The following is a 22,398-nucleotide window of genomic DNA, read 5'->3' on the forward strand; positions in this document are numbered from 1 at the left end:
AAAAAAACGAATAACCCAACAGCAAAAGGCCGTCTGAAAACCTTACGACACGTTTTTCAGACGGCCTTTCGTTCACTGCGCCCGCGCCGCCGCGCCGTGTTCCAACACAGCGAGAAACTGCGCCAAATCCTGCGGCAGCGGGGCTTTGAGCACGAGTTTTTCGCCCGTGAGCGGGTGGTCGAGGTGCAGCTCGGCGGCATGCAGAAACATCCGTTTCAAGCCCAGCTTTTGCAGGCGGCGGTTGGCCTGATAGTCGCCGTAGCGTTCGTCGCCCGCAATCGGGCAGCCCTGCGACTGCATGTGCACGCGGATTTGGTGGGTGCGGCCGGTTTTCAGCGTGGCTTCCACCAGCGTGAGGTTTGAGAGGCCGACGCGGTGCAACAGGCCGTCTGAAAAGCGGTTTAACACTTTGAATACCGTGTGCGCGCTATGTCCGTCTTCACTCACGCGCACCATTTTCTCGCCCGCCGCGCCGGTGTATTTGAAGAGCGGCAGCCTCACATGAAAGCGGTCGTTTTCCAGCCTGCCCGCGCCCAGCGCGAGATAGATTTTTTTCGGGTGGTCGTTGCGGATGGCTTCGTGCAGTTTCACCAGTGCGCTGCGTTTTTTCGCAATCATCAACAGGCCGCTGGTGTCTTTGTCGAGACGGTGAACCAGTTCCAGATAACGCGCTTCGGGGCGGGCGCGGCGGATTTGTTCGATCACGCCGAAACTCACGCCGCTGCCGCCGTGCACCGCCACGCCTGCGGGCTTGTCGATCACCAAAAGCGCGTCGTCTTCGTAAACAATGTCAAACTCGCGGGCGGGCGCGGCTGCCTTTTCAGACGGCTTCTGCCGTTCCGCCACCCGCACCGGCGGGATGCGCACGATGTCGCCCGCCGCAATGCGGCTCTCGGGCTTGCAGCGTTTTTTGTTCAGCCGCACCTCGCCCGCGCGTATCATGCGCCAGATATGGCTTTTGGGCACGCCTTTGAGGATTTTTATCAGATAGTTATCAAGGCGTTGCCCCGCCTCGTGTTCGGCAACGGCAAGCGGCCGGGCGGAAACTTTGCTTGTCGGGAGCATTTTCTCTATAATCTGCGGCGTTTTGCGGCCGCCCTTTCGCGGCGCAAAACATATTGAAAAAAGCGATTTTATATTAAAAACGTATTCCGCAAAGCATTTCCCCGCCGCCCGCAGCGAAACGGACGGCAGGCAGTAACCGAAGTCCGTATGTGCCCGGTTTTTTCGCGTAAGACGCGGCAGTTTCCCGCGCGGCGCAAACAGGCAGACGATAATAAGAAGATGTCGGCAGTTTCCTTCCCGTCCCGCCGCCTTTCGCAAAGGGGTGCGGGCTGCGCCGGTTGTTCCGGCGGCGTTCTTTAATCCCTTCTTTTTCATCCGCTTCACAGCCGCACATGGCCGCTTTTGCAAGGGCATGGAATCCTGCGGCGGAACAGCCGGAAACCGGTTACGCGCTTCGTGGGTACCAACGGGCAGGCCGTCTGAAAACGCGCCTGCCGGGAGCCATCATGAAACGTATGTTGTTTAACGCCACGCAGGCCGAAGAGCTGCGCGTGGCCATCGTGGACGGGCAGAACCTGCTCGATCTGGACATCGAAACGCTGGGCAAGGAACAGCGCAAAGGCAATATCTACAAGGGCGTCATCACCCGCATCGAGCCCTCCCTCGAAGCCTGCTTCGTCGATTACGGCACCGACCGCCACGGCTTTCTCCCCTTCAAAGAAGTTTCCCGCGCCTATTTCCAAGACTACGAAGGCGGCAAAGTCCGCATCCAAGACGTGCTCAAAGAAGGCATGCAGGTCATCGTGCAGGTGGAAAAAGACGAGCGCGGCAACAAAGGTGCGGCACTCACCACCTTTATCAGCCTCGCAGGCCGCTATCTGGTGCTGATGCCCAACAACCCGCGCGGCGGCGGCGTTTCCCGCCGCATCGAAGGCGAAGAGCGGCAGGAACTCAAAGACGCAATGGCCGAACTGAACGTGCCGCGCGGCATGAGCCTCATCGCCCGCACCGCCGGCATCGGCCGCAGCGTGGAAGAGCTGCAATGGGATTTCGACTACCTGCTCAAACTGTGGCAGGCCATCGAAGAAGCAGGCAACGCCCACCAAGAGCCCTATCTGCTCTTTATGGAAAGCTCGCTGCTCATCCGCGCCATCCGCGACTACTTCCGCCCCGACATCGGCGAAATCCTGGTCGACAACGCCGAAGTGTACGAAGAAATTTCCGAATTCATGTCGTATGTGATGCCGGCCAACACAGGCCGTCTGAAACTCTACCAAGACCACACCCCCCTCTTCTCCCGCTTCCAAATCGAGCACCAAATCGAAAGCGCGTTCTCGCGCAGCGTCAACCTGCCCTCCGGCGGCGCGATCGTCATCGACCACACCGAAGCCCTCGTCTCCATCGACGTCAACTCCGCCCGCGCCACACGCGGCGCGGACATCGAAGAAACCGCCTTCAAAACCAATATGGAAGCCGCCGAAGAAGTCGCCCGCCAAATGCGCCTGCGCGACCTCGGCGGCCTGATCGTCATCGACTTCATCGACATGGAAAACCCCAAACACCAGCGCGAAGTCGAAAACACCCTGCGCGACGCCCTCAAAAAAGACCGTGCCCGCGTGCAGACAGCCAAACTCTCCCGCTTCGGCCTGTTGGAGCTTTCCCGCCAACGCCTCAAACCCGCGCTGGGCGAATCCAGCCACACCGCCTGCCCGCGCTGCGCCGGCACCGGCGTGATACGCGGTATCGAGTCCACCGCCCTGCACGTTCTGCGCATCATTCAGGAAGAAGCCATAAAGGACAACACCGGAGAAGTGCACGCCCAAGTGCCCGTCGACGTTGCCACCTTCCTCTTGAACGAAAAACGCGCCGAGCTGTTTGCCATGGAAGAGCGGCTCGACGTCAACGTCATGCTGATTCCCAACATCCATCTAGAAAACCCCCACTACGAAATCAGCCGCATCCGCACCGACGACGTCGAAGAAGACGCGCCGCCCAGCTACAAACAGGTCGCCGAACCCGAAGCCGACGACACCGCCCGCCCCTTCGGCGGCGAACGCGTCAAAGCCGCCCGCCCCGAGCCCGCCGTCAAAGGCGTGAAACACACCCAGCCCGCCCCCGTCTTCGCCGAGCCGCAGCCCGAAAGCTGGTGGGACAAATTCAAAGCCTGGTTCAAAAGCCTGTTCGGCGGCGCACAGCAAACCGAGCCCGAGCCCCAGCCCGAGCCGCGCCGCAATCCCGAGCTCAGACGCGGCCAGGCGCAAAACCGCCGCCGCAACGCCGGAAGCGGCCGCAACCCGCGCCCGAATGCCGACGCCCAAGCGCAGGACGAAACCGCCGGTGAAGACAGCGAACGCGCCCGCCGCAACGGCAACGGTAACGGCAACAGTGGCGAACGCCGCAACCGCCGCCCGAACAACGAGCGGCAAACGCCCGACGCCGCCCCCGTCCAAGCCGTCGAAACCGCCGCCCTGCCCGACACCCCCGCGCCGCAGGACGCGCCCAACGAAAAACGCGCCGCCCGCAACGGCGACAACCGCAGCCGCAACGGCAAACGCGGCGACGCCCCCGCCGCGCCCAACGCCGTCGAACAGCCGGTTGCGGCGCAAAGGCCGTCTGAAAACGGACAAAACGGACACGGCAAGCCCGCCGAAACCGCCGAAGCGCGGCCGGAGCAGAAAACCGCCCGCAGCAACGGCCGCGACGGCGGCCGTCAGGAACGCGGCGGCCGCAACGGCAACAACCGCCGCAACGACAAAAAACGCAACATCCCCTCCGCCGCCAAAATCGAGCAGTATCTGATGATAGACGACGCGGCCGAGAAAGTACGCGCCGCCGTCGCCCACGTCTTCGGCGAAACCGCCCCCGCCGCCCTGCCGCGCAACGACGACACCGCGCCGCTGGTCATCACCATCCCCGCGCCGCAGGACGACACCCCCGCCGCACCCGCCGCCGAAAGCGGCCTCGTCGTCCAAAGCAGCGCGAAAGTGCGCGCCGCCGTCGAACACGTCATGGCGCAAAGCGAAACCGGCGCGGCGCAGGCGACAGATGCGCAGGAGCAGGCCGCGAACGCCGACAGGCCGTCTGAAAACGAAACCGCAAACGGCAAAGGCAGACGCGGCAGACCCGCCCGCAAAACGCAGGCCGAACAAGCGCAAACCTCCCTGCCCGACGCCCCCGCCGGCATGACCCTGGTGCAGACCCGCCCTGACGCCCTGGCCGCGCCCGCAGCCGAACCCGAGCCGCCCAAACGCACCCGCCGCGCCGACCGCGCGCACCACGCCGCAGCCGCCGCGCCCGCCGCCGAAATGGTGCAGATCGAAACCCGCCGCGACTGACGGCAGGGCAAACGGACAGCGGCAGCCGTTTTTCAGACGGCCTGCCGCTGTTTTGCCTCGGGTCTGCCGACATCCGGCTTGCAGGCGGTTTGGTTTTTCGAGTAAAAAAGCACCGCCGCAAAGCTGATTGCCAACCGACCCCAAGGTCTGTTGACATTCAACTTTTGCAGCGGATTTTGCGTCATAAAACGGCAGATGCAAGGCGAAAATGCGAGCCTATGCCGTCCATTGCGGGTATTTTCAACGCGGCAGATGCCGTTTTAGGGCGGAAAAGCCGCCAAAACGTTGATTGCCAACAGACCCTATGGCCATCTGAAAAAACGGCCGTCTGAAAGCGCAGCTTCGGCGCAGCCAAAACCTTTCCCCACCCAACGAAGGAGCCAACCCATGAGCCTCAACTTCAACCCCGAAGGCTTTCCCGAATACTTCGCCCAAGCCCCCGCCATCACCCTGCGCGACCCGCTGGCCGCCTTCCTCGGCGCGTCCGAACACGGCCTGATCACCTACCGCTACCTCGACGCCGTCAAACTCGCCGGCCACTCCTGCCCCACCGTCGCCGGTGCCTACCTGATGGTGTACCGCGGCCTCCAAGCCCTCTACGGCAGCGACACCCCCGAGCGCGGCGGCATCGAAGTGCAGATGCAGGGCGGCCGCAGCGAAGGCACCACCGGCGTCGTGGCCGCCGTCGCCACCCTGCTCACCGGCGCGGCCGCCGAACAAGGCTTCGGCGGCATCGGCATGCAGGGACGCTTCGCCCGCCGCAACCTGCTGTCGTTCGACGGCCAAATCGAAGGCACGCTCGCCCTGCTCCGCCGCGACACCGGCGCAGCGGTGGAAGTGTTCTACCACGCCAACCGCGTCCCCTTCGCCCCCGAAATGGCCGAAGTCATGCCCAAAGCCGTCGCCGGCACCGCTACGCCGGACGAGCTGCGCCTGTTCCAAGCATTGTGGCAGGGACGCACCAAAGCCATCCTGATCGACAACGCCGACAACCTCGAACTGGTCGAAGTGCGCCCGCTGCCCTGATTGGCCGCACACGCAAAGAGGCCGTCTGAAAACCGATTTCGGCTACACCGAAACAGTGTTTTCAGACGGCCTCCGCCGCTTATTGCAGCGTGTCGCGCAGCGACGCACCCTGCCTGATAGGCCGCAGGGTCTGTTGACAATCAGCCTTACGGCGGTGTTTTTGGCAAAAAACACCCGCCTGCCGCGTCAAAAAACCGTCTCGCAAGCTAAATGTCAACAGACCCTAACAAGCATAAGGCCGTCTGAAAACCCGTTTTCAGACGGCCTGTGTCTTTAAAAACAGCCCGTTCACCCCTGATCCGCGCTTTCGTTTTCCCTGCGCACGGGTTTGAACAGCCGCGCGGCAAGCAGGCCGAGTTCGTACAGGATGACCAGCGGCACGGCCATCAGCACCTGCGAGAGCACGTCGGGCGGGGTGATGACGGCGGCGAGGACGAATGCGCCGACGACGACATAGGGGCGCGCACTTTTGAGCTGTTCGAGCGACACCGCGCCCATGCGGAACAGCAGGATGACGACGATGGGCACTTCAAACGCCGCGCCGAAGGCGACGAACATGCCCAGCACGAAGGACAGGTATTTGTCGATGTCAGTGGCCATGCTCACGCCCTGCGGCGTTACGCCGGCGAGGAATTTGAACACGATGGGGAACACGGCGAAGTAGGCGAAGGCCATGCCGCAGGCAAACAGAATCAGGCTGGACAGCACCAGGGGCAGCACCAGCCGTTTTTCGTTCTGGTACAGCGCGGGGGCGACGAAGGCCCAAATCTGGTAGAGCGTGTGCGGCAGGGTGAGGAGGAAGGCCGTCATCAGCGTTACTTTCACCGGCACGAAAAACGGCGCGATCACGTCGGTAGCGATCATCTGCGTGCCCTGCGGCAGCGTCGCCATCAGCGGGTGGGCGACGAAGGTGTAAAGCTGCTGCGCGAAGGGCATGGCGGCGGCGAAGGCGGCCAGCATCACCAGCATAATCCACACCAGACGGCGGCGCAGCTCGATCAGATGCTCGATCAGGGTTTGGGTTTCTTCGTTCATAGGGTCTGTTGACATTCAACTTTTGACGCGGATTTTGCGTCATAAAACGGCAGATACAAGGCGGGAATACGAGCCTGTGCCGCCCATAGGGGAGTATTCTCAACGCGGCAGATGCCGTTTCAGGGCGCGAAATCCGCCAAAACGTTGATTGTCAACAGACCCTAAGGTGCGGCCGGGTTAGCTTTGTTGGAACTACTTTTTCAGACGGCCTCTGCGGCGCGCGCGCAGCTGCGGGCGGGGGTGGAAACGCGGGCGCAGATCGCGGCGGCGGTTCATGGCGCGGCGGCGCAGGGTGAAGAGGTGGACGGGCGCGCTGTGGTCGTACGCCGCCCCGCCCTGCCCCGAGCCGCCAGTGTCGGTGATGCCGAAATCGGCGGGGGTACGCTGCGGCGGCAGGCGTTCCCACGCGGGCATTTGAATGTCGGGCAGGCTCTCCTGCACGCCGCGCACGGCGGACTCGACGCCGTCTTTCACTTCCCGCAGCTCGGCGGCTTCGATTTGGCGGCCGAATTCGCCCTTCATGTCGGCGGCGAAGCGGCGGATTTTGCCCAGCCATTGTCCGGCGGTGCGTGCCACTTTCGGCAGCCGCTCGGGGCCGAGGACGACGAGGGCGACGATGCCGGTCAGCAGCAGTTCGCTGAAACCGAGTTCGAACATGGCCTAGCTTTTGCCGCTGCTGTCGGATTCGTCCTGCTTGGCGGCGGTTTCTTCCTTGCCGCCGTCCGCGCCTTCTTCGATGCCTTTTTTGAAATCGTGCACCGCACCGCCGAGGTCTTTGCCGAGGTTGCGCAGTTTGCCCGTGCCGAAAAACAGCACCACAATCAGCAGAACCACCAGCCAGTGCCAAATGCTGCTTATACCCATATCGTTGTTTCCTTGTGTGATTTGTTCAGACGAATACGCCGGCGGCGTTTTTTTCAGACGGCCTTTTGCGGCGTGCCGAGGATGTGGACGTGCAGGTGGAACACTTCCTGCCCGCCGCCTTTGCCGGTGTTGATTTGGGTTTTGAACCCGTTTGCGAGGCCGTGTTCTGCGGCGATTTGCGGCACTTTGAGCATCATCCGTCCCAGCAGGGCTTCGTGTTCGGGCGCGGCGTGGGCGAGCGAGTCGAAATGCGTTTTCGGGATCAGCAGCAGGTGCACGGGGGCGGCGGGGCGGATGTCTTTGAAGCACAGCATTTCGCTGTCTTCGTATACGACGTCGGCGGGGATGGTTCCGTCGGCGATTTTGCAGAAAATGCAGTCGGCCATATCGTTCTCCGTGTTGCCGCCGGACAAAAAGCCTTTTTCAGACGGCCTCCGTGCCCTGCGGCGCAAAAGCGCGGATTGTAATACAAAAGAGGGGGCGCCGCATTTCGGACGGCCTGTGCCTTGCGCCCGCACGTTCCGTTGCACGGCGGGTTCTGCCGCCCGTGCGACAGCGGTGTCCGGCAAACCTGTTTTGGCAAATCTGTTTTTCAGACGGCCTGAACCATGCGCGGCACAGGCCGTCTGAAAAGCGCGGCTTCAAAGCGCGGCTTCAAGGAAGTTATGGTCGGACAAAATAAAAGGCTTCAACCCGGCTAACTCGCTATTTATCCGATATTTTGCCGGGCTGAAGTCCGGCCTGCGATAGATACTTTTGATCTGTATCCACTATAAAACGCGGCGCGGCCGCAGCGGCAACGCCGGATCCGTATTTTCAGACGGCCTCCGGAGGCGGCGGCGCGGCGGCTTAGGGGCTGTTTGCATTTGGTTTGCGAAACGGTTTTTTGAGGAAAAATCCGCGCCTGCAAGAAAAAAAGCGCAGCAAGGTTGGACACCTTGCCAGCATTTTTGACGCGGCAGGCGTGGATTTTTACCAAAAACACCGCCGCAATACCAAATGCAAACAGCCCCTAGTCGCGCACGTAAACGGTTTCCACGTCGTAGTCGTCTTCGTTCCAGCCGTCGTCTTCTTCCGCCGCCGCATGCGCCTGCCATTGCGCTTCGCGGCTTAACGGCGAATCCATGCCGCTTTCGAGGCGCAGGACGGAGAGCAGGTGGTGTATGTCCGCCGGCAGCGGGGCTTCAAACCGCATGGTTTCGCCGCTTTGCGGGTGGGCGAAGCTGAGGCGGTAGGCGTGCAGTGCCTGCCGGCCGAGGCCGCGGACGGCTGTTTTCACGATGTCGGAGGCGGGGTGGCGCAGGTTGCCGTACACGGGATCGCCCGCGAGCGGGTGGCGGGCTTCGCGCATGTGGACGCGGATTTGGTGGGTGCGGCCGGTTTCGAGGGCGCATTCGATGTAGCTGTGCGCAAGATAGCGTTCGAGCACTTTCACGTGGGTTACGGCTTCTTTGCCGCCGAAGCCGACCACGGCCATTTTGGTGCGGTTGTGCGGGTCGCGGCCGATGAGGGTTTCGATTTTGCCGTCGAAGGGCACGATGCCGTCGGCCACGGCGCGGTAGATGCGTTTGACGCTGCGCGCCTGCATCTGCCGCACCAGATCGGTTTGCGCGGCCAGGGTTTTGGCCACCACCATCAGGCCGCTGGTGTCTTTGTCGAGGCGGTGGACGATGCCGGCGCGCGGCACGTTTTGCAGCGCGGGGCAGTAGGCCAGCAGGCCGTTGAGCAGCGTGCCCGACCAGTTGCCTGCGGCGGGGTGGACGACCAGTCCGGCGGGCTTGTCCAGCACCATCACGCTGTCGTCTTCGTACACGATGTCCAAATCCATGGGCTCGGGCGTGAAGGCCAGCGTTTCGTTACGCTCCCTAACCCGCACGGCCAGCGTTTCGCCGCCGATGAGCTTGTCTTTCGGGCGGGCGGCTTTGCCGTCCACCGCCACCGCGCCCTCTTTTATCCAGCCGGCAAGGCGCGAGCGGGAATAGTCGGGCAGCAGCGCGGCCAGCGCGGCGTCGAGCCGCTGTCCGGCCATTTCCAGCGGCACGGTTAAATTGAGGCAAGTTTCGCCGGCGGGGGCTGCCCCAAAGTCAAAATCGTCGCTATAATCCGCGGCGTTTTCTAATGAAGAGTTCTGCATGAAAAAAATTCTTTTAATAGCGGCATTGGGCGCGGCCCTTGCCGGATGCGCCAGCAAAGGCACCAGCGACAAAGACGCGCAAATCACTCAGGATTGGTCGGTGGAAAAACTCTACGCCGAAGCGCAGGACGAGTTGAACAGCAGCAATTATACCCGCGCTGTCAAGCTGTACGAACTTTTGGAATCGCGCTTCCCGCAAGGCCGCTACGCGCAGCAGGCGCAGCTCGATACGGCCTATGCCTATTATAAGGACGAAGAACGCGAAAAAGCCCTGGCGGCGGTGGAACGCTTCCAGAAGCTGCACCCGCAGCACCCGAACATGGACTACGCCCTCTACCTCAAAGGGCTGATTTTGTTTAACGAAGACCCCTCCTTCCTCAACAAACTGGCCGCGCAGGACTGGTCCGACCGCGACCCGAAGGCCAACCGCGAAGCCTATCAGGCGTTTTCCGAGCTGGTGCAGCGTTACCCGCAGAGCAAATACGTGGAAGACGCTTCCGCCCGCATGGCCAAACTGGTGGACGCGCTGGCAGGCAACGAAATGGCCGTCGCCCGCTACTACGCCAAACGCGGCGCGTATCTGGCCGCCGCCAACCGCGCGCAAAACATCGTAACCGGCTTCCAAAACACCCGCTTTGTCGAAGAAGCCCTGGCGATTATGGAGCTGTCCTATCAGAAAATGGGGCGGCCGCAGCTGGCCGAAGACACCCGCCGCATCTTGCAGCAGAACTTCCCGCAAAGCCCCTACCTCACCCGCCCGTGGAAAGACAACGACGCCCCGTGGTGGCGTTACTGGAAATAGCCGCCAAACCGGACAGGCCGTCTGAAACCAAGTTTTCAGACGGCCTGTTACAGTATTACAATAGCCGCACCCGAACACAGAAAGGCCGCACGGTGAACCTGCACGACATCCGCGAAGATTACAGCAAACGCCAGCTCTCCGAACAAGACTGCGCCGCCAGCCCCATCGCCCAATTCGAGCAATGGCTGAACGAAGCCGTAGCCGCGCAGGCCGCCGAGCCCACCGCCGTCAACGTCGCCACCGTCGGCGAAGACGGCCGCCCGCAAAGCCGCATGGTGCTGCTCAAAGAAGTGAACGCGCGGGGCTTTGTTTTCTTCACCAACTACCACAGCCGCAAAGGCCGCGCCCTCGCCGTCCGCCCCTTCGCCGCCCTCACCTTCTTCTGGCCGGAACTCGAACGGCAGGTGCGCGCCGAAGGCCGCGTCGAACGCCTCTCCGAAGCCGCCTCCGACGAATATTTCGCCTCCCGCCCCTACGCCAGCCGCCTCGGCGCGTGGGCGAGCGAGCAAAGCAGCGTCATCAGCGACAAAAACGTCCTTGTGCGCCGCGCCGCCGCCTTCGGCCTCAAACACCCCCTGCACGTTCCCCGCCCGCCGCACTGGGGCGGCTACCTCGTCATCCCCGAGCGCATCGAATTCTGGCAGGGCCGCCCCAGCCGCCTGCACGACCGCATCCTCTACCGCCTCGCAGACGGCCGGTGGACAAAAGAACGCCTCGCCCCCTGACACTGTTTTCAGACGGCCTGCATCCAAACATTACAGAGGCCGTCTGAAAACCAAGCCCCCAACGAAATCAAACCGACCCGCAGCAAAGGAGCCACCCATGCAGCCCAACGAAAAACCCTATCCCCGCGTCCTCACCATCGCCGGTTCCGACTCCGGCGGCGGCGCGGGCATCCAGGCCGACCTCAAAACCTTCGGCGCGCTCGGCGCATACGGCGCGAGCGTCATCACCGCCGTAACCGCGCAAAACACCCAAGGCGTGCAGGCCGTGCACACCGTCCCCAGCGACATCATCCGCGCCCAATGCGAATCCGTCTTCACCGACATCCGCATCGACGCCGTCAAAATCGGCATGCTGCCCGACACCGAAACCATCTGCACCGTCGCCGCCGCCCTGCGCCGCCACCCCGCACCCTTCACCGTGCTCGACCCCGTCCTCGTCGCCACCTCCGGCGACAGCCTCGCCCTCGAAAACACCACCCAAGCCCTGCTTGGCGAACTCATGCCGCTCGCCGACCTGCTCACCCCCAACCTCAGCGAACTCGCCGCCCTCAGCGGCCGCTCCCTGCCGCGCGACGAAAACGAAATGCTCGAACAAGGCCGCCTCCTGCTCCAAAGCGGCGCAAAAGCCGTGCTGCTCAAAGGCGGCCATTGGAGCGGCGGCTTCGCCCGCGACTGGCTCGTGCGCCAAAACGCCGACCCGCAATGCTTCATCGGCAGCCGCATTCCCACCCGCAATACGCACGGCACGGGTTGCACCCTCTCCTCCGCTATCGCCGCCCTCTACCCCCACAGCAAACAGCTCCATCTCGCCGTCGCCGCCGCCAAAAGCTACCTGCACGGCGCAATCGACGCCGGACAACACTGGCACCTCGGCCACGGCAACGGCCCCGTCGCCCACTTCTGGCGCACCGTGCGCTGAACCGCCACCGTCCGGCAAACACACAAAAAGGCCGTCTGAAAGCACAACCTCAACGCAGTTATAGTGGAATAAACATCGTAGGGTGTGTTGACAATCAACATTTTGGCGGCTTTTACGCCCTAGGCCGGGCTTCAGCCCGGCTAACGCCCTTTCCCCGACATTTTGCCGAGCCGAAACCCGGCCTGCATCGGACACTTTTTATTTGTGCCCGCTATAAAACACAGCTTTACCGCACAGCCGAAACCTGTCCGACGTTTTTCAGACGGCCTCTCGGAAAGAAAACCCGCCCGCCCCGCAAACCACCTGCCGCACGGCAAACGAAGGCCGTCTGCATCCGCCGCCATAGAATCGCGCATTCCGTCCCACCAAAGCGCACCTTTCAGACGGCCTCATCCCTTGTATAAAAAAGGCCGTCTGAAAATGCCGCGTCGGCGCAGCCGAAATCCACCTGCGGCAAAACCAAGCACCGCCGCTTTTCCAAACACCCCGCGCCCTCCAACCCCTCCATGCTCACTGACACCCACACCCACCTTGCCTCCCCCCCGCTGGCCGGGCAACTGCCGCAAATCCTCGCCGCCGCCGCCGCCACAGGCGTAACCCGCTTCTTCGTCCCCGCCGCCCGCCGCGCCGACTGGACGGCAGTTGCCGCACTGGCCGCGCCGCACATCGTCCCCGCCTTCGGCATCCACCCCTGGTTTGCCGCCGAAGAAGGCGGCGCAGACGACATACAGGCTCTGCAAGATCTGCTGCGCCGCCACCCCCAGGCCATGCTCGGCGAAACCGGCCTGGACTACCTGCACGCGGCAGACGAAACCCAACGGCGGCGGCAGCGCGACCGCCTGTCCGCCCAGCTCGACATCGCCGCCCAATACCGCCGTCCCGCCCTGCTGCACAACGTCCGCGCCGGCGCAGACCTCCTGCGCCTGCTGCGCGCGCACAACATCCGGCGCGGCATCGTCCACGCCTTTTCCGGCAGCCTCGAAGAAGCCCGCGCCTTCGCCGCGCAGGGGCTGAAAATCGGCATCGGCGTCCTCGTGCTCAACCCCCGCGCCCAAAAAGCCCGCCGCACCGCCGCCGAGATGCCCCTCTCCTCGCTGGTGCTGGAAACCGACAGCCCCTTCATGCTCAAAAACACCCCCAACACTCCCGCCAACACCCGCGCCGTCGCCGAAACCGTCCGCACCCTGCGCGGCATCCCCCTCGAAGCACTCGCCGAGGCCACCGAACACAACGCAACCGAACTGCTCGGCTGAACCGCATATGCTTCAAATACGCTTTGAGGCCGTCTGAAAAACAGAATCTGCTTTTCAGACGGCCTCAAAGAATATCCAAACCAAACGCCCGTTTTCATCCCGCGCCGTCCAACACGAAACACGCACCCGCGTCCTGCGCCAGCAGGTTTGCCAGCGCGGGCAGGTTGCGGGCGAGCTGTTCGCGCAACAGGTAGGGCGGGTTGATGGCGAACATGCCGCTGCCGTGCATGCCGAAGCCGTCGGCGCGGGGGGCGGCGACGTGGAGTTCGGCAAGCAGGTATTTGTCGGGCGACAGTTTTTTCAGCTGTTCGGGCAGGCGGCGGCTTTCTTCGCGGCTGAGGCAGGGATACCAGACGAGGTAGCAGCCTTGGGCGAAGCGTTTTTTCGCGTCTTTCAGCGTCTGCACCACGCGGGCGTAGTCCTGTTTTTCCTCATACGGCGGATCGGTGAGGACGACGGCGCGGCGGGTGGGCGGCGGCAGCAGGGCGAGCAGCCCTTTGAAGCCGTCTTCGCGTTTGAGGATGCCGCGCCGTTTCAGCCCTGCTTCGCGCATGTTGTTGTCCAGCAATAAAAAATCGGCGGGGTGCAGCTCGAAAAGGCGCAGTTTGTCGCTCTCGCGCGTTTCGGCCTGCGCCAGCCAGGGCGAGCCGCAATAGAGGCCGGGGCGGGGCAGGATGGTTTTCAGACGGCCTGCAAACCGCGCCAGCTCCTCGGGCAGCGCGCCCTGTTCCGCCGCCGCAAACAAACGGGCGGCGCCGTGGCGGTATTCGCCGACTTTCTGCGCCTCGCTGCCGCCCAGGTCGTACAAACCCGCGCCGCTGTGGGTGTCGATATACCAATAGGGCTTGTCTTTGCGCCCGAAATAGTCGAGCACCAGCCAGAGGACGAAGTGTTTGAGGATGTCGGCATGGTTGCCGGCGTGGAAGGCGTGGCGGTAGCTGAGCATGGTGAGGCCGTCTGAAAAAGGGAAACGGCGGATTCTACGGCAAGGGCGGCGCAAAGATAAGGCGCGGCGCGGCTGTTTTCCGCCGCCGCAATAGGCTTGCCGCCGTTTCTGCTATAAAATGCGCGGCTTTGATTCATTTATTTCAAACTGTTGTTTTCAGACGGCCTCACCGCTTGCGCAGAGGCCGTCTGAAAACCGTTTTAACGGAACACACCACCATGAAAACCTCCGAACTGCGCCAAAAATTCCTCGATTTTTTCCAATCCAAAGGCCACACCGCCGTGCGCTCGTCGTCATTAGTGCCCCACGACGACCCGACGCTGCTGTTTACCAACGCCGGTATGAACCAGTTTAAAGACGTGTTCCTCGGCTTCGACAAACGCCCCTACACCCGCGCCACCACCGCGCAAAAATGCGTGCGCGCAGGCGGCAAGCACAACGATTTGGAAAACGTGGGCTACACCGCCCGCCACCACACCTTCTTTGAAATGATGGGCAATTTCTCGTTTGGCGACTACTTCAAAAAAGAAGTGATTCCGTTCGCGTGGGAATTTCTCACTTCGCCCGAGTGGCTCAACATTCCCAAAGAAAAACTGCTGGTAACCGTGTATGCCGAAGACGATGAAGCCTACAACATTTGGCACGATGTCATCGGCGTGCCTGCCGAGCGCATTGTCCGCATTGGCGACAACAAAGGCAGCCGCTACGCTTCGGATAACTTCTGGCAGATGGGCGACACCGGCCCCTGCGGCCCCTGCACCGAGATTTTCTACGACCACGGCGAAGAAATCTGGGGCGGCATTCCGGGCAGCCCCGAAGAAGACGGCGACCGCTGGATTGAGATTTGGAACTGCGTGTTCATGCAGTTCAACCGCGACGAGCAAGGCAATATGAATCCGCTGCCCAAGCCCTCTGTCGATACCGGCATGGGTTTGGAGCGCATGGCCGCGGTGATGCAGGGCGTGCACAGCAACTATGAAATCGACCTGTTCCAAGACCTGCTCAAAGCCGTTGCCCGCGAAACTGGCACGGCGTTCAGCATGGAAGAGCCCAGCCTGAAAGTGATTGCCGACCATATCCGCTCGTGTTCCTTCCTGATTGCCGACGGCGTGATGCCCAGCAACGAAGGGCGCGGCTATGTGTTGCGCCGCATTATCCGCCGCGCCGTGCGCCACGGTTACAAACTCGGTCAGAAAAACGCCTTTTTCTACAAACTCGTGCCCGATTTGGTGAAAGAAATGGGCGGCGCGTATCCCGAGTTGAAAGAAAAACAAACGCATATTATGGAAGTGTTGCGCGGCGAAGAAATGCGCTTCGGCGAAACGCTGGAAAAAGGCATGGGCTTGTTCAACCAAGTGTGGGACGCGATGCAGTTCGCCAAATTGGAAAGCCTGTTGCCGATGGACGGCGTGGGCGAGCCGTTGCGATTGACCACCGCAGACGGTGTAGCGTTTACCGTGGTTTCGCGCAATGCGGGCAACGGCAAACAAATCGTGGTGCGCCCGCAGGTTTCAGGCAGCCTGAACGAAAGTTTCGCCTTTAATATGGAAGACGTGATCACCAAAGAAAAACCCGAAGCCCACCGCGCTTACGGCGAAGCCCTGCAAGGCTACCTGAAAAACAATATCGCCAACAGCAAGCTGATTATGTCGGGCGAACACATCTTCAAACTCTACGACACCTACGGCTTCCCCTATGACTTAACCGCCGACATGGCGCGCGAATTGGGCATCGAGTTGGACGAAGAAGGCTTTGAGCGCGAAATGGAAGCCCAACGCGCCCGCGCCCGCGCCGCGCAAAACTTCAAAGCCAACGCACAAGTGGCGTATGACGGCGCAGAAACCCAGTTCCACGGCTACGACAAACGCAGCCTTGACGCAACCGTGCTGGCACTCTACCGCGATGGCGAAGCCGTAAACCAACTGAACGCAGGCGAAGCAGGCATTGTTGTGCTCGACCATACTCCGTTCTACGCCGAATCGGGCGGGCAAGTCGGCGACGTCGGCTTTATTTTCAGCGGCAAAAACCGCTTTGCAGTGGAAGACACGCAAAAAATCAAAGCCGCCGTGCACGGACATTTCGGCACGCTGGTTTCAGGCAGCCTGAAAGTCGGCGACAGCATTTGCGCCGAAGTGGATAACGCCGTGCGCGAAGCCATCATGCGCAACCACAGCGTGACCCACCTGATGCACAAAGCCCTGCGCGATGTTTTGGGCACACACGTCGAACAAAAAGGCAGCCTGCAAAACGCCGAGCTGACCCGCTTCGACATCTCCCATCCGCAAGGCATCAGCGCGGAAGAAATCGCCGAAGTCGAACGCCGCGTCAACGCCGCGATTATCGCCAACGTGCCCGTCAAAGTGGAAACCATGTCCATTGAAGACGCGCAAAAATCAGGCGCAGTCATGCTCTTCGGCGAAAAATACGGCGACTTCGTCCGCGTCATCACCATGGGCGACTACTCCATCGAACTGTGCGGCGGTACCCACGTCACCCGCACCGGTGACATCGGCTTCTTCAAAATCATCAGCGAAGGCGGCATCGCCGCAGGCATCCGCCGCGTAGAAGCCATCACAGGCCTTGCTGCGCTGGCATGGGCGCAAAACCAAGAAAGCCTGATGAAAAACATCATCGCCGAAGTCAAAGCCCAAACCGAAAAAGACGTACTCGCCAAAATCCAAGCCAACGCCGCAAACACCAAAGCCTTGGAAAAAGAGTTGGCAAAAGCCAAAGCCGAACTCGCCGTCCACGCAGGCGCCAAACTCCTGGACAACGCCAAAGACTTGGGCACAGCCAAACTCGTCGCCGCCCAAATCGAAGCCGACGCAGCCGCCCTGCGCGAAATCGTTACCGATTTAACCGGCAAATCCGACAACGCCGTGATTCTTTTGGCAGCAGTGAACAACAGCAAAGTCTCCCTGTGCGCCGGCGTATCCAAGCCGCTGACAAACAAAGTAAAAGCCGGCGACTTGGTCAAATTCGCAGCCGAACAAGTCGGCGGCAAAGGTGGCGGCAGACCGGATTTGGCGCAGGCGGGGGGTACGGATGCTTCCCAAGTCGGCACGATGCTGGATTCGGCAGAAGGCTGGGTTAGAGAGAAGCTGTAGTTAGAAAAGTGCAGGCTGCCTGAAAGTAGGTTTTCAGGCAGCCTGTAATCATATTTGGAAAGTTATATTAAGGGATGAAAATGGCTAAATATTCAGTAAACCAATATCCAGTTGAAACGTTACTCTCTTGGATAAAATCGGGAGAAATTGCTATTCCCGAAATTCAGCGTCCTTTTGTTTGGAATAACAGCAAAGTGCGTGATTTACTCGATTCACTTTATAAAGGCTATCCTGTCGGATATATTATTACTTGGCGTAACCCTGATGTCCGCCTAAAAGATGGCACATTATCCAAAGGGAAACGGGTGTTAATAGACGGGCAGCAGCGGATTACCGCATTGACAGCAGCCATTGTTGGACAAGAAATTCTCAATAAGGACTATAAACATACCAAAATCCGTATTGCCTATAATCCTCTGGCAGAAGCTGGGCAGCCCGTATTTGAAGTAGCCAATTCCGCCATTGAACGTAATCCTATATGGATTACTGATGTTTCCCCTATCCTTAACGGGGCAATCTCTCTTCGCGATGCCAGACGAAACTATATGGCAACCAATCCCCAAGTTGATGAAGACGAAGTGGAAGAGAAAATCAACGCCTTGCAGTCAATTAAAAATCGGCAGATCGGTATTATCGAATTGAACGATGATTTAGATATTGACACCGTAACCGAGATATTTATCCGTATCAATCAAAAAGGTGTAGTTCTCAGTAATGCAGATTTTGTGATGTCCAAGATTGCCGCAGATCAAAAGTACGGGGGCAATATATTGCGGAAAATGATTGATTATTTCTGCCACCTTTTGAACGATAAGGAATTTCTCAATAGTATTGAAACAAATGATGTTGAATTTTCCCAATCCTCAAATTATCGACTTATGAAATGGATTGCCAACAAACCAGACAATCTCTACTGTCCAGACTACATTGATGTATTAAGGACAGCTTATACTTACGCATTCAAGCGTGGGAAATTCAGTGATTTGGTTGCCCTACTTTCCGGTCGTGATTTTGAAAAGCGGACAAATACAGAAGAAATTGCCGAGAAAAGCTACCGAATGCTGCATGATGGTTTACAGGCATTTTTCAATCAAACCCATTACCAACGTTTCTTGATGGTGGTTAAGTCGGCTGGGTTTATTCATAAAAAACTGCTCAATTCACAAAACAGCCTGAATATGACTTATGCCATATATCTCCATTTGAGCGGACTAAAAATAAGCGAGCATCAAATACAACAATGGGTTAAAAAATGGCTGGTCATGTCCATATTGACTGGGCGTTATTCCGGTTCGGCAGAAACCGCTTTTGAACGCGATATCCGCCAAATTTCGGAAAAAGGCATTGAAGCCTGTCTAGAACAAATCGAGTTGGCAGAACTTAATGAAGGATTTTGGGAACACGGATTGGTCAGTCAGCTTGACTCGTCAAGCAGCACAAACAACGCTTATTTATGTTATCTTGCCGCGCAATGCAAAAACCAAGAATGTGCGTTTTTATCGGACAGCGTTAAAATTTCCCATCTATTGGAACATCGTGGCGACGAACACCACTTATTCCCTAAAGCTTACCTGAGTGCAGCTGGTTATAAAAAAAGCGAATATAATCAGGTTGCCAATTATGTATTTACCGAACAGCAGAGTAATGTCCGCCTTTCCGATAAAGCTCCTGACGAATATTTCAAATTAATTAAAGAAGATATAGAAACGGGTAATAAACACTATACTTCACTGGCTTCCCTTGATGCCTTGCAAAAAAATCTGACAGAAAATTGCATTCCTGAAAATTATCAGGATTTCAATAGTGATTCATACCCAAAATTTTTATCGGATCGGCGTAAACTTATGGCGGAGAAAATCCATTCTTTTTATGACAGCTTGTAATAGCAAGCCGTAGCCCGCACCCCTGCCAACCGCGTGCGTGGCTACGCCCCACACCCTACCTGCGGGCGACGCAAACCTTAAGATTGAGGTGTAGGATGTGTGCAGTACGCACGCACACGTTTTTTGTTGCTACCGAATGATTTCAAACCATGCCGTAATTCAGTCGGCAGCAACGCAGCTTGATCCATGACCCAACGAAATCCTCATATCACTTGTAATATTAAAGCTGCCTGAAAAATAATTTTCAGACGACCTCTCTCTATCAAAAGCAGCCTGCACTTTCAAAAATCGAAGTGCAGGCTGTTTTTTATAATAATTATAAAAATTAGAAAAAAACGCGCAATATTTTTATACTGTACATCATGTAGCAGGCCATACCTGCTCTCCTGCCAACTTATTTACTGAACGAACAGGAATAACATGCAGAACCTCTCTTCAAAAAAACCGACAGCCGGTTATTCGCATCCGTGGCAATACTTTCTGCTGGTGTACGCTATGAGTGCGCCGTTTTGGTTGCTGTCTTTGTTTCTCAAACACAGTCCTCTGCCTGATAATCTGCCGCTGACCGACATCGGCGCGGCGCTCACCCCGACGGTTACCGCCGCATTGTTGCGTTACCGCGAGGGAGGAATGGCGGCGGTGCGCGGACTGTTTGGACGTGTGTTTGATTACGGGCGGATCAAGCATTCTGCCTATTTTTGGACGGCAATACTGATTTTCCCCCTGCTTTATCTGCTGACTTATGTTGTGATACGCCAAACAGGACAAACCATACCTGCCTTCTCCGTATCGTTTGCGCCGCTCGCTGGGGCATTCGTCATGTTCTTTATCGCGGCAGTTGCCGAGGAATTGGGCTATGCCGCCTACGCCACGGAAAGTCTGCAACGGTGTTTTACCCCGCTCATTACGGCGCTGATTATCGGGGTGCCGTGGGCATTGTGGCATTTGCCGTCCATGATTGCCGTGGGGCAATCTGCCGAACTGATCGCATGGGGGCTGGCAGGGACGGTTGCCGTGAGGATTATCTATGTATGGCTGTATAACGGCAGTGGCGGCTCGGTATTTGTATTGATCGCGTGTCACACGGTTGCCAATACCGCGCGCACAGGCTTCCCGGGCGGACGGGCAGCATATGAAAACGGAGATGGGATGATTCCATATGGAATTATCATCATCGCGGCGGCAATTGTGATGGGTTTTTGGCGTAAGGCGATGTGTTCATCTGATAGCAAGCAGGCGTAGGCCGAGCCATATTCCAACAAAACCTTCAATCCTGCCAAGATATTGGGATTTATCAATCCAACCTATGACGGCACGCCTTGGGTTAGAATAGGATTGTTTCGTTTGTAACCGGACAGGAGAAAACCATGAGAGTAACGAGTGCGGCCATTGTTAATGGTGAGTTTGAAGATAAATACGGCAAGCGGGGCGGGCAGTTTAGTCCGAACGGGATGCCGACTTATTCGGTGCCGTTTGAGATCAGCGGTGCGCCGGAGGGGACGAAATCGTTTGCGGTGGTGTTGGAGGACAAGGATGCGATTACGGCGAGCGGTTTTGTGTGGATACATTGGCTGATAGCGGATTTGGAGCGTACTTCGGTGGCGGAAAACGACAGTATTTCGGCCACAGATTATGTGCAGGGCGCGAACAGCTGGGCAAGCGTGCTGGGCAAACTCAGCATCGAAGAAGCCTCCCGCTACGGCGGCATGGCACCGCCCAACTGCCGCCCCGCTACGAACTCATCGTCTACGCGCTCGATACCAAACTCAATCTACCAAAGGGCTTCCGCTTCAACGACCTCCACTTCGCCATGCAGGGCCACATCCTCGCCAGCGCGTCGGTGATGGGGACGTATGACGCGTAACACATGATGCAAAGAGGCCGTCTGAAAACAGGTTTTCAGACGGCCTCTTTATTCCACACTATGCCACTATGCCGCAACAGCGGAATCACAGCCCCCTATCGCGGCGGGCGGTTTTGAACATCCATGCGTAGCCTGCCGCCGCCGGAATCAGCGCGAGGATGGTTTTGAACGTCCACGACGCATACCACGGCTTGGCGATGACGATCATCTCGCCCGCCGTTTCCGGCGGCACGATGCCGCGCACCGCGTACCAGTCGAGCATCGGCCACCAGCAGGCCACCAGCAGGCCGAGGAACAGCGGCCACAGCAGGCGCGTGCGTTCGCGCTGCCACAGCAGGAAAAACACAATCACCCACAGCAGCGTCAGCACGGCGATCAGCAGCGCGGTGTGCGCCGGCGCGCCGAACCAGGCGGCGGCGAAATAGCTGGCGGCCACCCACAAAGCGGCCAGCACGGCCACGATAAATTCCTCAGGACGTTTGAACATCTTCGCTCCACAATTCAGAAAAAACCGGCGCGGAATATACCGCAAAACCGCCTTCATGGATACGGCGCACCCGTTGGGTTAAAATGCCGCCTTTACCGTTTGCAAGGACAACGCCGTGAAACTCAAAACCTTTCTGCACCAAGCCGCTTCCGTGTTAAACCGCCTCGACGCATGGCTGCCGCCCGAGCCGCGCGAGCCCGACTGGAACGCCAAAGCCTTCCGCTGGCGCAAAACCGTCGGCGGCGGCGTGCTGGAAAGCCTGCCCGAGCCGCACACCTTCCCGCTCTCACGCCTGGCCGCCGTTGACACGCAGGCCGCCAAACTGGTGCGCAACACCCGCCAGTTCCTCGCCGGCCGCCCCGCCAACAACGTTTTGCTCACCGGCGCGCGCGGCACGGGCAAATCCTCGCTCGTCAAAGCCCTGCTGCACGAATACGCCGACGACGGCCTGCGCCTGATCGAAGTGGACAAGGGCGACCTTGCCGCCCTGCCCCCGCTGCTCGCCCTCTTGGCGGCGCGTCCGGAAAAATTCATCGTTTTCTGCGACGATTTGTCCTTCGATGAAGGCGAAGGCGGCTACAAAGCCCTGAAAACCGCGCTCGACGGCGGGCTGTCGCAGCGTTGCGCCAACGTGCTGGTTTACGCCACCTCCAACCGCCGCCACCTGATGCCCGAATACATGGCCGACAACGCAGGGCACACCGGCACGCGCGGCGAAGTGCACCAAAGCGAAGCGGTGGAAGAAAAAGTGTCGCTGTCCGACCGCTTCGGCCTGTGGCTCAGCTTCTACCCCTTCGACCAGGACGACTACCTCGCCGCCGCCGCCAACTGGCTCGGCCACTACGGCCTGCCCTTCGACGACACCGCCCGCCGCGCCGCGCTGAACTGGGCGCAGATGCGCGGCAGCCGCTCCGGCCGCACCGCTTGGCAGTTTGCCTGCGACTGGGCGGGCAGACTGCCGCAGGAGCGGACGGCCGACTGAACGGCGCGTCTGCACCCGCGCCGCTATCCGG

The 22,398-nt window shown here is 59.4% G+C and carries 18 protein-coding genes and 1 pseudogene; 11 read left to right on the top strand and 8 right to left on the bottom strand.

What is annotated here, in order from left to right:
• Positions 1–72: 72 nt before the first annotated feature.
• On the bottom strand, positions 73–1,065 hold the full coding sequence (locus tag H3L91_RS09295; RefSeq protein WP_040659074.1) for an RluA family pseudouridine synthase: 993 nt from the start codon (positions 1,063–1,065) through the stop codon (positions 73–75).
• A gap of 446 nt (positions 1,066–1,511) precedes the next feature.
• On the opposite strand from H3L91_RS09295, the gene H3L91_RS09300 reads away from it, so the two are divergent.
• Both H3L91_RS09300 and H3L91_RS09305 read left to right on the top strand, forming a co-directional pair.
• A complete protein-coding gene (locus H3L91_RS09300) occupies positions 1,512–4,340 on the top strand; it encodes an Rne/Rng family ribonuclease (RefSeq protein WP_182109827.1) in 2,829 nt (942 codons plus the stop codon).
• Positions 4,341–4,727: 387 nt separating this feature from the next.
• Positions 4,728–5,366: a hypothetical protein gene (locus tag H3L91_RS09305; protein ID WP_040659075.1), complete on the top strand. Its 639-nt coding sequence runs from the start codon at positions 4,728–4,730 to the stop codon at positions 5,364–5,366.
• Between the two features lie 288 nt (positions 5,367–5,654).
• Here H3L91_RS09305 and tatC read toward each other — a convergent pair whose 3' ends face one another.
• The 5 genes from tatC to rluD form a co-directional block, all read right to left on the bottom strand.
• Entirely contained in the window at positions 5,655–6,416 is a 762-nt protein-coding gene (gene tatC / locus H3L91_RS09310; protein ID WP_040659077.1) for a twin-arginine translocase subunit TatC, read from the bottom strand.
• Between the two features lie 177 nt (positions 6,417–6,593).
• Complete coding sequence (tatB, locus tag H3L91_RS09315) at positions 6,594–7,058, bottom strand: Sec-independent protein translocase protein TatB (RefSeq protein WP_007343537.1); 465 nt, start codon at positions 7,056–7,058, stop codon at positions 6,594–6,596.
• A 3-nt stretch (positions 7,059–7,061) separates the two neighbouring features.
• Positions 7,062–7,265 (bottom strand): Sec-independent protein translocase subunit TatA, encoded by a 204-nt coding sequence (gene tatA, locus H3L91_RS09320; protein WP_007343538.1) that lies wholly within the window; start codon positions 7,263–7,265, stop codon positions 7,062–7,064.
• Between the two features lie 53 nt (positions 7,266–7,318).
• Positions 7,319–7,651: a histidine triad nucleotide-binding protein gene (locus H3L91_RS09325; protein WP_040659081.1), complete on the bottom strand. Its 333-nt coding sequence runs from the start codon at positions 7,649–7,651 to the stop codon at positions 7,319–7,321.
• Positions 7,652–8,277: 626 nt separating this feature from the next.
• On the bottom strand, positions 8,278–9,399 hold the full coding sequence (rluD, locus tag H3L91_RS09330; protein WP_007343542.1) for a 23S rRNA pseudouridine(1911/1915/1917) synthase RluD: 1,122 nt from the start codon (positions 9,397–9,399) through the stop codon (positions 8,278–8,280).
• On the opposite strand from rluD, the gene H3L91_RS09335 reads away from it, so the two are divergent.
• The 4 genes from H3L91_RS09335 (at position 9,398) to H3L91_RS09350 (ending at position 13,098) form a co-directional block, all read left to right on the top strand.
• Positions 9,398–10,201 (top strand): outer membrane protein assembly factor BamD, encoded by an 804-nt coding sequence (locus H3L91_RS09335; RefSeq protein WP_007343543.1) that lies wholly within the window; start codon positions 9,398–9,400, stop codon positions 10,199–10,201. The genes rluD and H3L91_RS09335 overlap by 2 nt on opposite strands.
• A 92-nt stretch (positions 10,202–10,293) precedes the next feature.
• The gene (pdxH, locus tag H3L91_RS09340; protein ID WP_040659083.1) at positions 10,294–10,926 is read left to right on the top strand and encodes a pyridoxamine 5'-phosphate oxidase; all 633 of its coding nucleotides are present in this window, start codon (positions 10,294–10,296) and stop codon (positions 10,924–10,926) included.
• 97 nt (positions 10,927–11,023) lie between these two features.
• Positions 11,024–11,845 (top strand): bifunctional hydroxymethylpyrimidine kinase/phosphomethylpyrimidine kinase, encoded by an 822-nt coding sequence (thiD, locus tag H3L91_RS09345; protein ID WP_007343545.1) that lies wholly within the window; start codon positions 11,024–11,026, stop codon positions 11,843–11,845.
• Between the two features lie 506 nt (positions 11,846–12,351).
• Positions 12,352–13,098, top strand: a complete 747-nt coding sequence (locus tag H3L91_RS09350; RefSeq protein WP_007343547.1) for a TatD family hydrolase — start codon at positions 12,352–12,354, stop codon at positions 13,096–13,098.
• 94 nt (positions 13,099–13,192) lie between these two features.
• Here H3L91_RS09350 and H3L91_RS09355 read toward each other — a convergent pair whose 3' ends face one another.
• Positions 13,193–14,044, bottom strand: coding sequence for a 23S rRNA (adenine(2030)-N(6))-methyltransferase RlmJ (locus H3L91_RS09355; protein WP_040659086.1), 852 nt, complete (start codon positions 14,042–14,044; stop codon positions 13,193–13,195).
• Positions 14,045–14,262: 218 nt separating this feature from the next.
• On the opposite strand from H3L91_RS09355, the gene alaS reads away from it, so the two are divergent.
• The 4 genes and pseudogenes from alaS to H3L91_RS09375 all read left to right on the top strand — a co-directional run bounded on the left by alaS (position 14,263) and on the right by H3L91_RS09375 (position 20,898).
• Positions 14,263–17,151 (top strand): alanine--tRNA ligase, encoded by a 2,889-nt coding sequence (alaS, locus tag H3L91_RS09360; RefSeq protein WP_040659087.1) that lies wholly within the window; start codon positions 14,263–14,265, stop codon positions 17,149–17,151.
• A gap of 80 nt (positions 17,152–17,231) precedes the next feature.
• The gene (locus H3L91_RS09365; protein ID WP_040659637.1) at positions 17,232–19,034 is read left to right on the top strand and encodes a GmrSD restriction endonuclease domain-containing protein; all 1,803 of its coding nucleotides are present in this window, start codon (positions 17,232–17,234) and stop codon (positions 19,032–19,034) included.
• A 420-nt stretch (positions 19,035–19,454) separates the two neighbouring features.
• Positions 19,455–20,276: a CPBP family intramembrane glutamic endopeptidase gene (locus tag H3L91_RS09370; RefSeq protein WP_007343552.1), complete on the top strand. Its 822-nt coding sequence runs from the start codon at positions 19,455–19,457 to the stop codon at positions 20,274–20,276.
• A 125-nt stretch (positions 20,277–20,401) separates the two neighbouring features.
• A pseudogene (locus H3L91_RS09375) lies at positions 20,402–20,898 on the top strand (YbhB/YbcL family Raf kinase inhibitor-like protein).
• Between the two features lie 85 nt (positions 20,899–20,983).
• Here H3L91_RS09375 and H3L91_RS09380 read toward each other — a convergent pair.
• A complete protein-coding gene (locus H3L91_RS09380; RefSeq protein WP_040659089.1) occupies positions 20,984–21,385 on the bottom strand; it encodes a hypothetical protein in 402 nt (133 codons plus the stop codon).
• 115 nt (positions 21,386–21,500) lie between these two features.
• On the opposite strand from H3L91_RS09380, the gene H3L91_RS09385 reads away from it, so the two are divergent.
• Entirely contained in the window at positions 21,501–22,367 is an 867-nt protein-coding gene (locus H3L91_RS09385; protein WP_007343555.1) for an ATP-binding protein, read from the top strand.
• Positions 22,368–22,398 lie beyond the last annotated feature (31 nt).

This window comes from Neisseria bacilliformis (assembly GCF_014055025.1).
Lineage (GTDB): Bacteria > Pseudomonadota > Gammaproteobacteria > Burkholderiales > Neisseriaceae > Neisseria > Neisseria bacilliformis.